Genomic DNA, 14081 nt, shown 5'->3' on the forward strand with positions numbered 1-14081 from the left:
GTAGACTCAATGATTTCAGTGGTTATTCCTGCGAAAGATGAGACCGGAAACATAGGTAATCTGGTCAAAGAAATCGCGGCGGCGCTTGCCGGTCAATCAGATTTCGAAGTAGTGGTAGTTGATGACGGCAGTACGGACGCAACCGGAGAGGAAGTGCTGCAGGCTGCGGCCGATTGTGGTTGTAACGCCAGTGTAGTGCGTCACCGCAAGAGTACCGGCCAAAGTACAGCAGTACACTCGGGCGTACTGCATGCCAAAGGAGACTGGATTGTGACCCTCGATGCCGATGGTCAGAACGATCCCGCCGATATCCCGGCCATGATCGCCATTGCCCGCACCATCACAAATCCGCATTTTTGTATTGCCGGGTACCGTAAGAATCGCAAGGACACAGCCTGGAAACGTTTTCAGTCGAGAGTCGCCAATCGTATCCGCGATGCGCTGCTGCATGATGGGGTGCCGGACACCGGCTGCGGCCTGAAACTGTTTCCGCGGGAAACCTTTCTGCGCCTGCCCCATTTCAACCATATGCACAGATACCTGCCGGCACTGATCCGGCGCCTTGGCGGTGAAATCCGTATCAGTGAGGTCAATCACAGAGACAGGGGCGCAGGGGTATCCAAGTACAATGCCTGGAACCGCGCCTGGGTGGGCATTGTCGACCTGATGGGCGTCATGTGGCTTATCCGCAGAGGCAAGATAGCTGAGGTGGAGCGGGTAGACGGTTACAGTCATCCATGAAAACCCACCTGAAACGGCTCGGTAAATTATCCCTTACCCTGACAGTGCTGGTTCTATTGATGCTGGCCGCCAGGGAGGGATGGTTCGATCATCTCACCGACAGCAACTGGGTGGCCCGTTTTGTACAAGAGGGTGGTGTACAGGCATTGGTTGTATTACTGCTTGCCGGCAGCCTCTTTACGGCGGTGGGGGGGCCCAGACAGGCCATTGCTTTTGTGTGCGGCTTTGCCATGGGCGGACTCTATGGCGCACTTTTTTCGACTCTGGCCACTTTGCTTGGCTGCCTGACCAGCTTCTACTTTGCCAGACTCACGGTAAGAAGCAGTTTAAGCCGCCGCTTTGGCCACAGGTTGCAACGCTTTGAGGCACTACTGGCACAAAAGACCTGGCTAAAGGTGTTGATGATACGCCTGTTGCCGGTGGGCAGTAACTTGCTCACCAATCTCCTTGCCGGTACGACCCGGGTCGGTGTGGGGGGCTTTCTCCTTGGCAGTGCCCTGGGTTATTTGCCTCAAATGTTGATTTTCAGTTTTGCCGGCGCCGGCATTGGCCTTGCGGATCATATCCAGCTTGGCATCAGCGTGGTGCTCTTTATTCTCTCCAGCGCCATAGGGGCGTACCTGTACCGCAGTCATCTTAAGCGGCAGGTAGATGAAATTGCCGAAGAATCGTAAGGATACCCATGACAGCATTGTTCAGACTCTTTGCCGATGACGATAAGAAACGGGTGTTTTGGGCCCTCTTCAGTCTTACGCTGCTGGTGATGTTGATTGGCATTGGCATGCGATCTCCCTGGCCTGCCGATGAGCCACGTTTTGTGGAAGTAGCCCGGGAAATGGTGATGGGCGGTGAATGGTTGTTCCCCACCCGCGGTGGAGAATTCTATCCCGATAAACCCCCGGTATTTATGTGGGCCATCGCCGCTGTTTATTGGTTGATTGGCGACCTCAAACTGGCCTTTCTTATTCCCAACGCCCTCTGCGGATTGTTGACCGTCATGCTGGTTTACGACTTGGGTTGCCGTTTGTGGAGCGTCAGGGTCGGCCGTAATGCAGCCTTGTTGCTTTTGTTGGTGCCGCAATTTTTGATGCAGGCAAAGAATGCCCAGATAGATGCCATGGTAGCCTGTTGGATTACCTTGGGATGCTATGGTCTGGTGAGGCACTTTGTGCTCGGACCCCATTGGCGTTGGTTTTTTGCTTCCTGGGCCTTTATGGGGCTTGGGGTAATCACCAAGGGGGTGGGTTTTTTACCGCTGCTGATGTTATTGCCGCTGGCTTGGTATCGCTGGCAAATGGTCACCGGCAGGGCACTTTTGCCCAACCAGGCCTGGTCCTGGAAGGTAGCCCTTGGGCCACTGGCTATGTTGGGCGTTATTGCCCTGTGGCTGGTACCCATGTTGCTGGCAGTTTGGCTGGATGCCACCCCAGAGCACCAGGCCTATATGAACAACATCTTATTCAAGCAAACCGGTGAGCGTTACGTTAACGCCTGGCATCATATCAAACCCTGGTATTTCTTTATTTTCAGCGTCATTCCCTGGCTCTGGTTCCCGTTGCCCTTGTTGGCCATTGCCCACGGTAAACGTTTTGTAGCGCGCATCAAGCAAGATCCCGTGATTGCCATTTTGCTGCTTTGGGTTTTACTGGTGGTGGTGTTCTTCAGCCTGAGCCCGGGCAAGCGCAACGTATATATTTTGCCTGCTCTCCCTATGGCCAGCTTGGCGATGGCGGCGATTCTTGACGGTGAGCAGCCCAAACGCTGGTTTGAGCTGCTGGTGAAGGGGGGCTTGTGGGTCTTGGGCACACTATTGCTGCTTGTGGGGGTGCTGGCGCTTTTGCACCATCCCAAGCTTGCTGCCCGGCTTGCCGATTACACCGACGACTTAACGGGCATAGGCCTGATGCTGCTGGTGCTTGGCGGTTTGTGGCTTACCTGCTTGTGGTGGCTCAGAAAGCAAATCTCGCTGCTCAATGCCGGTGCCGTGACATTACTTGGCTGGCTAGTGGTTGGCACCTGGGGCTATATGCTGCTCGATAGCATGCGTACACCGCAGCAACTCATGCAGCATACGGCGCAAACCATAGGTGAAGATGCCGAGCTTGGGCTGATTAAGTTCAAGGAACAATTCATCCTGTTTTCACCTGTGTCTGTGACGCACTTCAGCTACCTGGCGAGTGTCGAGGAACAAGAGCGCAATGCCTGGGCCTGGATGAAAGAAGCAGGGATGATGAAAGGCAATGCCTCTGAACAGCAACGTTTCTTGCTGGTTCCCGAAGGCACAACACTGAACTGTTTTGAACTGTCCAGGGGCCGTAGCATGGGCATTGCCCACAGGGACAACTGGCTTTTGCTGGATGCAGACGCCATGTCAGTAAGCTGTGATGCACCCAAACGGGTCTACCGTTACCACACTGACCATCCGGGCCATTGGCTTACGGACTAGTTACCAAAGCCCCGCATGCGGGGCTTTTTTGTTCCTGTGTCAGTCATAAAACCTTTATCTCAATGACATCTCCCTGACGTCTTAATGACATTCAGCTGTGTTCCAGTATGGGCCGCTACCTGAGTAACTGAGTAGCACTCATATAATTCATAACCACAAACTGGAGATGCCTGGATGAGAAAGCATCATGCACTGCTAATTACCCTGATTTTTGCCCTGCAACCTCAAGCCTATGCCGAATCACTTAAAGTGATGGCGTACAACATTATGCAGCTCAATGTGCAGGATTGGGATCAAGCCAATCGTGCTGCGCGATTGCCTGCCGCACTGACACAACTGTCTGAACAGCCCGACGTCATTCTGGTGAGTGAAGCCTTTAACGATGAGGCTGAAACCGCGCTGAGTTCCCTTGCCAGTCTATACCCATATCAAACCGCCAATGTGGGTGAAAACTGCAGCGGCGCTGATTGGGATGCACTGACCGGAAGCTGCTCCAACTCCCCCATGGTGGTAAGGGGGGGCGTTGTTATCCTGTCTAAATACCCGATATTGGTGCGCAAGGCCCATGTGTTTAATCACAGTTTGCAGGGTAGCTGGGATGACTATGCCAACAAGGGGTTTGCCTATGTCGCCATCGAGAAAAACGGCGAGCGATTTCACCTGATTGGCACTCACTTGCAGGCAACCCACGACGATGACACAGCGCAAGAGCATCAGGTTCGTCTGGGGCAACTGGGCGAAATTCAGGCCTTTATCGAGGCTGAGCAGATCCCGGCAAATGAGGCTGTCATTATCGGCGGTGATATGAATGTGGAATGGAGCAAACAACAGGAAGTGACCGATATGCTGGCCACCGTCAATGCCGGGCTGAATTTTTCTACTCCGGTAACAGGGTCTTTCAGCGCCAGGGATAACTGGTTTACCAAGGCAAATGCCTACTACTTTGACTACAGCCTCGACTACAACGATACCCTCGACTACGTATTCTGGCATCAGGACCACAAGCAGCCGGCCAATAATCCGGAAATGGCTGTGCGTTATCCCAAGGCACAAATCAGTTGGTATTGGTGGTATCTGAAAGGCTATTGGAACTTGAGTTCGGGCCGGTATTATCACAATGGATATTACAATGAGCTGTCGGATCACTATCCGGTACAGGTGAACTTCGAGTTCAACTGAGACACCAAATGAAAAAGCCCCGACCAGGGGCTTTGATGGTGTGGCTACTGTCCTGTAAAGGAGAGCCTAATGGGCCAGTATCAGTACAGTGCCGGCCACCGTCATGATGGCGCCGAGCCAGGCGCCCGCCGCAGGGCTTTTGCGATACACCAGCCATAGCAGCGGTAACACCAGAATGGGGCTTACCGACGACAAAATCGCCACCAGGCCCGCATTGCCGTGTTTCAGTGCCTGCAATATCAGTGTCATGCCCAGTACCATTGACAGTGCAGCGTTGCCAATGGTGAGTGCCAACACCTTGGGGGTAGCGGGAGTTTTGGCCTTAGCAACGGAAAAGCCCAGTAGCAAAAGCGCGAAATGCAGCACAAAGGCTGTGCTCATGCGCACTGCCGAAGCCGCCACTGCATCTATATCGGTTTCCATCAGGGGTTTGAGCATCAGGGTGGATACCGCTTGGCACAGGGCTGACAAGAGTGCCAGTGCCATGCCTCGTTTGACCTGCAGATTACCGTTTTCCCAGGCATGTTCTTCGTTTTTCCGCTTCCCGAAAAAGATGGCCACCATCACGCCGCTGATGAGCAGGCTACTGCCAAACAGGGTCCAGCCCCACAGGGTTTCTCCGAGAAACAGATAGGCCAGCACAGCCGAAAACAGTGAGTGGGTGGCAAAGAGTACCCCGGCCCTTCTGGGCCCCAGGCGATTCATGGCAGCAAACAGCGCCGTATCGCCAATGAAAATCCCTATAAGCCCTGAGAGCGCCAACAAATAAAGACTGTCCAACGTCAGGCTGTGCCAGCTGCCAACGAACAGCGCCAGCAGCCAGAGCATAACGCTGGCACTGAGCATTCTGATGCGGGTGAAGGCAAAGGCGCCAAGGTGTGTGGCGGCGGTGGCCGACATCAGGCTGCCAACGGCCCAGCAGGCGGCGGCGAGTAACGCCAGGTATTCAAAGCTCAAGGATTCGCCTGTGAGTCAGTGGGATTCGGGGGCGCCATTATAGAGACTTGGCTATTAATGCTCCAGCGTTCGGTAACTGGCATTCTGTCACTACACAGTTATAGATGAATAAAAATAATTCAAAATATTCTCCATAACTAAATTTAATAAGAGTATGGATGAAATTATTTTGTCTGGCAGAGGCTGCAAAATACCGTAGTGCGCTGACCCAGGCGAATTTCACTCAGCAGGTGGCCGCACTCGGTGCAGGTCTCGCCGCCGCGGCCATACACATGTAATTTTTGAGCAAAGTAACCGGGCTTGCCGTCGGCATTGGTAAAGTCCTTGAGAGTGGTGCCGCCTTGTTTTATAGCCTGCGTCAGTATCGTCTTAACTTCAGCAGTGAGCAGGGTAAGGCGCTCGGCATCGACTTTGCCCGCCTCTGCCTCAGGGTGAATACCGGCGGCAAACAAGGCTTCATTGGCGTAGATATTCCCCACGCCCACCACGATGGCGTTGTCCATCAGGCACAGCTTGATGGCTTTCTTCTTACCTTTGAGTGCGGCTTGCAGGTAATCGGCATGGAAAGCGGCCGATAGCGGCTCAGGTCCCAGCTTTTCCAGCAGCGGGTGGGCCGCTTCCGGCAGTTCACTCCAGAGCCAAGCGCCGAAGCGGCGGGGATCGTTAAAACGCAATACCCGGCCATTTTGCATCACCAGATCAATGTGATCATGTTTCTCGACAGGGGTATTTTTTGGCAGCACCCTCAGGCTGCCGGACATGCCCAAATGCACAATAGTGGTGCCCGCCTGTGTATCTATCAGCAAATACTTGGCCCGGCGTCTGACACCCAAAATGGTTTGGCCAACAATGTTTTGTGCTAGTTCTGGCACTGGCCAGCGCAGGTTGGCATTACGCACAATCAGGGCTTCAACGCGGTTGCCTTCCAGGTGGGGCGCAATGCCCTGGCGGGTCACTTCAACTTCCGGTAATTCTGGCATGTTAGTCTCGTGCTGCGGATTATTGGGCTTAGTCTGACAAATGGGGCTCGAGTGCCTGACGCAGGCTGGGAGGAATAAGGTACCAGTGACCCTGGGGCGACTGCAAAAATCCGTCATCAAACAGCAACCAGGTTTGTGGTGGCAAATGGCCGATGAGAATAGTCAGCTCCCGCGGCCCCATGGGCTGGCCTGGGGCCTGTGACAGAGCTGAGACCTTAAGATTCAACCAGGCATTACCCCAATCATCACAGTTGCTGACCTGGCTGTCGCAGGCAAAGATGCCATCGGTGCGTTCCAGTGCGACACCGTCCAGTTGCAGTCCAGTCAGGGGCGTTGAGTCATCAAAGAGTGGCGCGGCATCTTCCGGCAGGCTGTTCATGCGCTGGTCGAGCAAGGTCAGCACCGAGACCATCAGGATGCAGGCGATGATAATGATGTTGTTCCAGGTACGGCGTTTAAGTCCCATGGGAAAAAATCAAGCGAAACCCTGGTGTTGAGTGTAACACGAGATGCCCCGGGTTGAAGATTCAGCCTCCGGTCGCATTCATAAAGCGCAATATTTGCACGGCACCTGTATCGAATTCGTGGGATTTGGGCTTTTGAGGCATAGCTGCAAGAATGGCGGATTTCAAGGCTTCGGTGTCGCCTGGATGGCTTCTGAGAATGGCCTTGAGGTCGACAGAGTGTTCGTTTCCGAGGCACAACAGTAAACGGCCCTCAACCGTGACCCTCACCCTGTTACATTCATGGCAAAAGTTATGGCTGTGGGGCGAGATAAAGCCGATATGTATCGGGCTGTCCGACATCTGATAATAACGCGCAGGCCCACCGGTTCGCTTGTCTGAAAGCGTCAGTGGATAACGGTTTTCGATGAGGGTGCGCACCTGGTCACTGGACAGGTGACGGGCCGTTTCGCGTTCGTCCATCAAACCTATGGGCATTTCTTCGATAAAGGCGATGTCGAGCTGGCGGCTGCGGCAAAAGTCCACCAGGTCCAACACTTCATCGTCGTTTCGTCCCTTGAGGATAACGGCATTGAGTTTAATGCGCTCGAAACCGGCCTGTTTGGCGGCATCGATGCCTGCTATTACCCTCTCAAGTTTGCCATTACGGGTGATCTGTTCAAAGCGCTCGGGGTTAAGGGTATCCAGGCTGATATTGAGGCGCCTGAGTCCGGCAGCCCTAAGGGCCGGTGCCAGTTTGGCCAGTCGCGAGCCGTTGGTGGTCATCGACAGCTCCTGCAGACCGGGCAGTTGCCCCAGTTGCGCCACCAGGTCCGTGCAATCGGTTCTGACCAGCGGCTCGCCGCCGGTGAGGCGAATCTTCTTCACCCCCAGCTCGGTAAAGGCTTTACCAATGAGCGCCAGTTCCTCAAAACTGAGCACCTGCTCCCGTGTAAGGAAGCAGGGGTCTTCTTCCATGCAATAGACACAGCGGAAATCACAGCGGTCTGTGACCGATAGCCTCAGGTACTCGACCTTGCGGCCAAAACTGTCGCACAGGGCAGACATGAACCGGCCTCAGAGTAAATCAGCAAAGGGCTGGATATAAACCCTGCTGCCGATGGCGAGCTGTTCATCCGGCTCTGCCAGCACAATCAGGCAGTTGCCTTTTACCATTGAGCTCAGCATGCCTGAACCCTGCGCCCCTGTGGTTTTCACATGGAGCTGACCATCGTCTCCCAGATGGTAAATACCCCGGAAAAACTCGGTGCGACCGATACGGCTCCTGAGCACCTCGTCGGTGATGGCAGGGATAAACCTGGGCTGGTACTGATTTTCACCGGCGAGTTTGCGCAGGGCAGGTTGCACAAATTGCAGGAAAGACACCATCACAGCCACAGGGTTACCGGGCAGGCCAAAAAACAGTGCCCGATTGATTTCCCCAAAAGCCAGCGGCCGCCCCGGGCGCATGTTGATGCGCCAGAAACCGATTTGACCAAGCTTTTCCAGCGCCGTTTTGATGTAGTCGGCATCGCCCACTGACACGCCCCCCGAACTTATCACCACATCGGCGCAGCTGGCACCCTGCTCGAGGGCCGCCATCAGGCTGGCCTCTGAGTCTTCGATGATGCCAAGGTCAATCACTTCACAGCCAAGACGTTTGGCCATGTTTTTGATAGTGAAACGGTTGGAGTCGTAGATACAGCTGGGTGCGAGGGGCTCTCCCGGTGCGCTCACCTCATCACCGGTGGAAAACACTGCTACACGTGGGCGGCGCTTTACCTGTACCTTGTCAAAGCCAAGCGACGCCAGCAGGCCGGTGGCGGCGGCATCGATGCGTTCACCGGCGCCAAGTGCCACTGCGCCTTTGGTTATGTCTTCTCCGGCCAGACGCACATGCTGGCCGACCTCCAGCTTGCCCTGCAGCGACACAGTATCGCCTCTGTCATCGGCAAGCTCCCGTGGCTGAACCGTGTCGGCGCCGGCGGGCAGCGGCGCGCCCGTCATGATACGTACCGCCTCACCGGGCTTGAGGGTGTCGGCAAACCCGTGTCCGGCAAATGAGGCACCAACAATGTTCAGCGCGTCCGGCATGGGGTCGGCAAAGCGGAAGGCAAATCCATCCATGGCCGAGTTGGTTTGCTGGGGCACGTCCACCGGCGAAATGGCGTCGCAGGCCAGCACCCGGCCATCGAGTTCGTCCAGCGGCGCTAAGTCGGTTTCGCTGACTGGGACGACTTTGGCGAGAATGGCGTCCATACCCTGACGGACCGACAGGGTCTTGCTCATGTCGGCCTCGCAGCCACAAGCCGGCGCCAGTGGCAATGACGGCGTGGCAGGGCACCAGTTGGCAATATACTGCTGCACAAAGTCGGCAATTTCGGCCACATTGTTGATATCGAGTCTTGGCAGGTCGGATGGTAACTGGGTGTCGTCACAGCATGCGACGGCGAGAATGTCCGGATCCTGGGTATGGATAAATGGCTTGCCGTGTGCAGCTCTGTGCAGCTCTATCTTCGGCAGCGAAAGCTTCTTAAAGCCCTCTACCAGCACAATATCCACCTTGTCGGCTTCGATTTGATTCAGCAGATGGGGCAGCTCGGGGTCTGAGTCGCGGGCGTCTTCTGTCATCAGTGCCCAACGCACGTGGGAGGCAACCAGCATCTGGCGGGCACCGGCCTTGCGCAGCTCATAGCTGTCCTTGCCGGGAATATCCACATCAAAGTCGTGGTGGGCATGTTTAACGACAGCCAGCTTTAATCCACGGCGGTTCAGCTCCGGGATGAGTTTCAACAGAAGGGTGGTTTTGCCAGTGCCACTGTAGGCACAAAATCCCAATACGGGCACGGGAAGGGGATTGCGAAAGGCTGTCGTCATGCTCACCTCAAAAAAATCACTGTGTCAGCGCCTTGGATAGTTGTTCTACTTGCTCTGGCGTGTTGACGTTTACGAAGGCATTGGGCTGGTCGGCAAAGGAAACCACTGCCACCTTGTGTTTGGCGTACCAAAAATCAATTTTGCGCTCGCCGGCCGCTAAAAAAGCCTTCATGGAATCGCGCAGTGATGGTTTGAGCAGCATCACCACCGGTTGTTCATACTCGCCATCGCTGGCAACGGCGAGGTCGGCCGCTTCGGCTTCCAGTGCTGCTGCCATCCTGGCAACCAAATCAGTGGGAAGGCAAGGGCAGTCACAGGGTACAACCAACAGCAGATCGGCCTGGGTTTTGCCCATGGCGGTTACCATGCCGGCAAGAGGTCCCAAAAAGCCGCTGTCTTCATCACCAAATACACAGTCAGCAAACTGAGCATACAGGTTTTGATTGCGGTTGGCGTTGATCAGGATCTCCTTAACCTGAGGTTGAATGCGCGTAATGGCATGTTCAATCATGGGTTTGCCAAGGAGCTCTACCAGCCCCTTATCCTGACCACCCATGCGGCGGGCCTGACCGCCGGCAAGGATGACGGCATCAATGCGCAAGGACATATTCGTTTTCCTGTGGTTGTGGCGTTTTGACTTCAAGGCGCCCCGTGAGGATGCGGCCGTCCTGGATAAGCCAATGATGTTGGCACAGTGCCGTTAAGCGGCCATGCTGGTGGCTGGCTATCAGCAAGCCGGTGCCGTCTGCCTTGAGCTGTTCTGTCATGTCGAGCACCAGCTCGCGGGAATCTTTATCCATATTGGATACAGGCTCATCGAGCATCAGCAACCTGGGCCTGAGCAACCAGGCACGGGCAATGGCCAGACGTTGTCGCTCACCCCCGGACAGATGGCTTGCCTGACTCTGTTGAAGGTGCCCCAGCTGTGCCATGTCCAATGCCCGTCCGATACGGGAGTCTTCCAGACATCCCAGTTTAAGGGCGAGGTTCAGATTTTCCAGAACTGTGCCTTCAAACAGGTACGGGTGCTGATGCAGGTAGACGGCGCAGCCGTGAAGCTTGTTCTTTTGCCACAGGCCACGGGGTGGAAAGCCCTGGGCAGTTACCGTGCCATGGGAAGGGGCCTGTAATCCGGCGAGGATTTTCATCAGGGTGGTTTTGCCACTGCCGTTGTCACCCATCAGGTAAATGCAATCCCCTTCGGCAAAGGTCAGATTAGCCGACTCAAATAATTGTCGTTGGCCGAAGCGAATGCCCAAATCATGGGCAAGGATCCTCGCCATCAGTGACTCCTTACCTGATTCTTGCCCCTGAGGTTCCCCAGGGCAAAGTTCATAATAATGGCCAAAAACAACAACACCAACCCGAGTGCTATGGCCTGAGCAAAGTCGCCCTTACTGGTTTCCAGCGCAATGGCGGTGGGAATATTACGGGTAACATACTCGATGTTGCCGCCAACCATCATGGAGCAGCCCACCTCGGTCACAATGCGGGAAAATGCGGCGATAACGGCCAGCAGCAAGGGGCCGCGCAGTTCACCACTGACCATGAGTATGGCCCTGGGCAGCGAGGCGCCAAGGGTAAGGGCAGTTTCCCATGCGCGCTTATCGGCGCTGGTAAAGGCCGCCTGGCTCATAGCAATGAGTACGGGCGCACAAATCAGCATTTGCCCGAGGATCATCCCCTGCTGGGTAAAGAGCCAGCGCAGGTCGCCCAACGGCCCCATGCGGGTCAGCAGTAAATACACCAGCAAGCCAATCACCACAGTGGGTATGGATTGCAGGGTTTGCACCAGATTCAGGACAAAGTGACGGCCGGGAAACTGCTTGAAGGCGAGCACAAAGCCCAGCAGCATCGAGGGGATGAGGGTGATCAGCAGGGCCGCGAGGGAAACGCCAAAAGACACCCAGATAATCGACCAGAGATCTTTGTCGAGGGAAAACAGCAGGCCCAGGGCCTGCTGTATCAGTTCAAACCAACTTTGACTCATTGACGATAAGTGGCCTTGAAGAGCTGCTCTCCCTGAACTTTAAAGTCATTGATCATCTTCTGTCCTTCGGCGCTGATCAGCCAGTCACTCAGGGCTTTGGCACCCTTGTGATTCAGATTGGGATATTTGGCGGAGTTAATCAGGATCACCTGATAGGGGTTAGCCAGAGTGGCGCCGCCTTCAAAGTCCACATCCAGATCCAGTTTGCCCTTGTACGCGATGTAAGTACCACGGTCAGTCAGGGTGTAGCCTTGCAGTTCGTTGGTCATCAGCAGGGTCTTACCCATGCCCTGACCCACTGAGGTGTACCCCTTGAACTCAGGCTTTACATTGGCGGCTTGCCAAATTTTCAGTTCTTTCTTGTGGGTGCCTGAATCATCGCCACGGGAAATAAAAGGTACGCCGGCGGCAGCAATTTTACCGAATGCTTCTTCGGCGCTGGCGCTGCCCTTGATTTTGGCCGGGTCGTTCTTGGGGCCGAGCACCACAAAATCGTTTTCCATAATGCCGCGAGGTTCGCTGCCGTAGCCTTCTTCAACAAACTTGGCTTCGGCGGCGGGGGCGTGGGTCATCACCAGGTCAACATCACCCTGACGTCCCAGCGCCAGCGCTTTACCGGTACCCGTAGCGATAACCTGTACCTTGTAGCCGCTTTGAGCTTCAAAGGTGGGCAGCAGCTCTTTGAGCAGGCCTGAGTTTTCGGTGCTGGTGGTTGTGGCCAGCTTAATCACTTCCTCGGCCTGTACCGGTGTAATACTCAGCAGGGTGGCCGTCAGGGCCGCGCCCAGAATATGTTTGGTGTTGAACATGCTTTCTCCTTGGCTTTATTTTGTCGCCTTGATATCGGGCCCGACAGACATTGCGGGCAATTAGCGCCATACCTATTAGCAATTTGAGTGCCAAAGAATATATAGCGATTTGCTTCACATTCCTTTCAGCAAAGTGTGAAGCAGCTCTCAAGTGCGACAAAAACCTTCAGACAAATTGTCCCAACTCACACTTTAGCTGGTCCATAGTGACCTATCGACCATTTTCCGGTGATAGAATGACCGCATTGTGCGTCAAAATGTCCAGAAGAAGACAAGATGAACCAGAACGAAGCCATTGCAAAACCTCTGCCTACTGCCGTGTCTGTGCTGATTGTTGATGATGAGCCGGGCATGCGTTCCTTTTTAAATAAGGCGCTGTCGAAAAAGTTCGCCCTGGTGGAAACCGCCGGCAGCGTGGAAGAAGCAGAACAGCTCAGAAGTCGCTGCCACTTCGATTTGATCATTGTCGATATTCGTTTGCCGGGGCGTTCCGGTATTGAATGGCATGAAGCCCTGTCGGACGAGGACAGACGCTCAGACATTATTTTCATGACCGGCTATGCCGATATGGAAGTGGCCATTCAGGCGCTGCGGGCCGGAGCTTCCGACTTCATCATGAAGCCGTTCCACCTGGAACAAATGCTAAAAGCGGTGGACAGGGCCATAGAGCGCAGGCTGCTCAAGCGGGAAAACCTGATGCTGCGCCGCGAAGTGTCTATCGGTTATTCCTCCAGCATCATTGGCAACAGTGCTGCCATGCAGGAAGTGAAAAACATCATTGCCCGGGTGGCGCCCACCAACGCCGTGGTGCTGATTGAAGGCGAGTCAGGCACGGGCAAAGAGCTGGTGGCCAGACAACTGCATCAACTCTCTGGCCGTCAGGGACCCTTCGTGCCGGTTAACTGTGGTGCCATCGCCCCTGAACTGCTGGAGAGTGAACTCTTTGGCCATGCAGCTGGCTCCTTTACCGGCGCCAAGGGTGCCCGTGAAGGGCTGTTCAGCTTTGCGTCGGGCGGCACCATCTTCCTCGATGAAATCGGTGAAATGCCGCTGAAGATGCAAACTGCGCTGCTTAGGGTGCTGGAGCAAAAAGCCATCCGTCCTGTCGGCAGTGAAAAAGAGGTCAGTATCGATGTGCGTGTGGTGGCTGCCACCAACCGCAAGCTGGCTGATGAAGTGGAAGCTGGACATTTCCGCCGCGATCTCTTCTATCGATTGAACGTGCTCGAAATTCAAATACCGCCCCTGAGAGACCGACCCGAAGATGTCGTCGAGTTGACCCATCACTTCACCCGGGTGCTCGGGGCTGAGCTGGGTGTGCGTGAGCTGGTGTGGAGCCACGAAGACTTAAGCCGCCTTCAGCAACACGACTGGCCGGGGAATATCCGCGAACTGCGCAACATGATTGAGCGCAGCATCCTCTTGGGTAAGCCCCCGGCGGAATACTGGAAAACTACCATCAAGGAAGTTGAACCGGGTCAGTTTGGGTTCCCGCTGGAGTGGCCACTCAAGGACGTGGAAAAACATCATGTACTGGCGGTGGTTGAGGCCCATGGTGGCAATAAGTCGGCAGCAGCCCGTGATTTGGGCGTATCCCGCAAGACCCTGGATCGAAAATTCAAAGAGTGGTTTGGCACTGACAGTGACGAGGAAGAATAA

At 55.0% G+C, this 14081-nt stretch carries 14 protein-coding genes; 5 read left to right on the forward strand and 9 right to left on the reverse strand.

Annotated features, from left to right (window positions below; genetic code table 11):
• The first annotated feature begins 9 nt into the window (after nucleotides 1-9).
• The 4 genes from SAMA_RS00565 to SAMA_RS00580 all read left to right on the forward strand — a co-directional run bounded on the left by SAMA_RS00565 (nucleotide 10) and on the right by SAMA_RS00580 (nucleotide 4366).
• The gene (locus SAMA_RS00565; RefSeq protein WP_011758235.1) at nucleotides 10-741 is read left to right on the forward strand and encodes a glycosyltransferase family 2 protein; all 732 of its coding nucleotides are present in this window, start codon (nucleotides 10-12) and stop codon (nucleotides 739-741) included.
• The gene (locus tag SAMA_RS00570; RefSeq protein ID WP_011758236.1) at nucleotides 738-1415 is read left to right on the forward strand and encodes a TVP38/TMEM64 family protein; all 678 of its coding nucleotides are present in this window, start codon (nucleotides 738-740) and stop codon (nucleotides 1413-1415) included. The genes SAMA_RS00565 and SAMA_RS00570 overlap by 4 nt, the downstream gene beginning before the upstream one ends.
• Nucleotides 1416-1423: 8 nt before the next feature.
• The gene (locus SAMA_RS00575; RefSeq protein WP_011758237.1) at nucleotides 1424-3187 is read left to right on the forward strand and encodes an ArnT family glycosyltransferase; all 1764 of its coding nucleotides are present in this window, start codon (nucleotides 1424-1426) and stop codon (nucleotides 3185-3187) included.
• Nucleotides 3188-3361: 174 nt separating this feature from the next.
• Nucleotides 3362-4366 (forward strand): sphingomyelin phosphodiesterase, encoded by a 1005-nt coding sequence (locus SAMA_RS00580; protein WP_011758238.1) that lies wholly within the window; start codon nucleotides 3362-3364, stop codon nucleotides 4364-4366.
• A gap of 66 nt (nucleotides 4367-4432) precedes the next feature.
• Here the strand turns inward: SAMA_RS00580 and SAMA_RS00585 are convergent, their stop codons facing one another.
• The 9 genes from SAMA_RS00585 to SAMA_RS00625 form a co-directional block, all read right to left on the reverse strand.
• Nucleotides 4433-5323 (reverse strand): DMT family transporter, encoded by an 891-nt coding sequence (locus SAMA_RS00585; RefSeq protein ID WP_011758239.1) that lies wholly within the window; start codon nucleotides 5321-5323, stop codon nucleotides 4433-4435.
• A 164-nt stretch (nucleotides 5324-5487) separates the two neighbouring features.
• The gene (gene mutM / locus SAMA_RS00590) at nucleotides 5488-6303 is read right to left on the reverse strand and encodes a bifunctional DNA-formamidopyrimidine glycosylase/DNA-(apurinic or apyrimidinic site) lyase (protein WP_011758240.1); all 816 of its coding nucleotides are present in this window, start codon (nucleotides 6301-6303) and stop codon (nucleotides 5488-5490) included.
• A 28-nt stretch (nucleotides 6304-6331) separates the two neighbouring features.
• On the reverse strand, nucleotides 6332-6769 hold the full coding sequence (locus SAMA_RS00595) for a hypothetical protein (RefSeq protein ID WP_011758241.1): 438 nt from the start codon (nucleotides 6767-6769) through the stop codon (nucleotides 6332-6334).
• Between the two features lie 61 nt (nucleotides 6770-6830).
• Nucleotides 6831-7814, reverse strand: coding sequence for a GTP 3',8-cyclase MoaA (moaA, locus tag SAMA_RS00600; RefSeq protein ID WP_011758242.1), 984 nt, complete (start codon nucleotides 7812-7814; stop codon nucleotides 6831-6833).
• A 9-nt stretch (nucleotides 7815-7823) separates the two neighbouring features.
• Entirely contained in the window at nucleotides 7824-9623 is a 1800-nt protein-coding gene (locus tag SAMA_RS00605) for a bifunctional molybdopterin-guanine dinucleotide biosynthesis adaptor protein MobB/molybdopterin molybdotransferase MoeA (protein WP_011758243.1), read from the reverse strand.
• A 16-nt stretch (nucleotides 9624-9639) separates the two neighbouring features.
• Nucleotides 9640-10230: a molybdenum cofactor guanylyltransferase MobA gene (gene mobA / locus SAMA_RS00610; protein ID WP_011758244.1), complete on the reverse strand. Its 591-nt coding sequence runs from the start codon at nucleotides 10228-10230 to the stop codon at nucleotides 9640-9642.
• Complete coding sequence (locus tag SAMA_RS00615; protein WP_011758245.1) at nucleotides 10214-10906, reverse strand: ABC transporter ATP-binding protein; 693 nt, start codon at nucleotides 10904-10906, stop codon at nucleotides 10214-10216. Before SAMA_RS00615 ends, mobA begins: the two co-directional genes overlap by 17 nt.
• Complete coding sequence (locus SAMA_RS00620) at nucleotides 10906-11613, reverse strand: ABC transporter permease (protein WP_011758246.1); 708 nt, start codon at nucleotides 11611-11613, stop codon at nucleotides 10906-10908. The genes SAMA_RS00615 and SAMA_RS00620 overlap by 1 nt, the downstream gene beginning before the upstream one ends.
• Nucleotides 11610-12422 carry a substrate-binding domain-containing protein gene (locus tag SAMA_RS00625; protein ID WP_011758247.1) on the reverse strand — a complete coding sequence of 271 codons (813 nt, stop codon included), beginning with the start codon at nucleotides 12420-12422 and terminating at the stop codon, nucleotides 11610-11612. The genes SAMA_RS00620 and SAMA_RS00625 overlap by 4 nt, the downstream gene beginning before the upstream one ends.
• Nucleotides 12423-12698: 276 nt before the next feature.
• Between SAMA_RS00625 and SAMA_RS00630 the strand changes: the two genes are divergently transcribed.
• Nucleotides 12699-14081: a sigma-54-dependent transcriptional regulator gene (locus tag SAMA_RS00630; protein ID WP_011758248.1), complete on the forward strand. Its 1383-nt coding sequence runs from the start codon at nucleotides 12699-12701 to the stop codon at nucleotides 14079-14081.

The sequence above is a fragment of the Shewanella amazonensis SB2B genome (assembly GCF_000015245.1).
GTDB lineage: Bacteria > Pseudomonadota > Gammaproteobacteria > Enterobacterales > Shewanellaceae > Shewanella > Shewanella amazonensis.

Excerpts from the sequence above, each read along its gene's own strand:
- SAMA_RS00625 (WP_011758247.1), bottom strand. The coding sequence starts at position 12,422 with ATGTTCAACACCAAACATATTCTGGGCGCGGCCCTGACGGCCACCCTG.
- mutM (WP_011758240.1), bottom strand. The coding sequence starts at position 6,303 with ATGCCAGAATTACCGGAAGTTGAAGTGACCCGCCAGGGCATTGCGCCC.
- SAMA_RS00565 (WP_011758235.1), top strand. The coding sequence starts at position 10 with ATGATTTCAGTGGTTATTCCTGCGAAAGATGAGACCGGAAACATAGGT.
- SAMA_RS00575 (WP_011758237.1), top strand. The coding sequence starts at position 1,424 with ATGACAGCATTGTTCAGACTCTTTGCCGATGACGATAAGAAACGGGTG.
- mobA (WP_011758244.1), bottom strand. The coding sequence starts at position 10,230 with ATGTCCTTGCGCATTGATGCCGTCATCCTTGCCGGCGGTCAGGCCCGC.
- SAMA_RS00620 (WP_011758246.1), bottom strand. The coding sequence starts at position 11,613 with ATGAGTCAAAGTTGGTTTGAACTGATACAGCAGGCCCTGGGCCTGCTG.
- SAMA_RS00595 (WP_011758241.1), bottom strand. The coding sequence starts at position 6,769 with ATGGGACTTAAACGCCGTACCTGGAACAACATCATTATCATCGCCTGC.
- SAMA_RS00605 (WP_011758243.1), bottom strand. The coding sequence starts at position 9,623 with ATGACGACAGCCTTTCGCAATCCCCTTCCCGTGCCCGTATTGGGATTT.
- SAMA_RS00630 (WP_011758248.1), top strand. The coding sequence starts at position 12,699 with ATGAACCAGAACGAAGCCATTGCAAAACCTCTGCCTACTGCCGTGTCT.
- SAMA_RS00580 (WP_011758238.1), top strand. The coding sequence starts at position 3,362 with ATGAGAAAGCATCATGCACTGCTAATTACCCTGATTTTTGCCCTGCAA.
- SAMA_RS00615 (WP_011758245.1), bottom strand. The coding sequence starts at position 10,906 with ATGGCGAGGATCCTTGCCCATGATTTGGGCATTCGCTTCGGCCAACGA.
- SAMA_RS00570 (WP_011758236.1), top strand. The coding sequence starts at position 738 with ATGAAAACCCACCTGAAACGGCTCGGTAAATTATCCCTTACCCTGACA.
- moaA (WP_011758242.1), bottom strand. The coding sequence starts at position 7,814 with ATGTCTGCCCTGTGCGACAGTTTTGGCCGCAAGGTCGAGTACCTGAGG.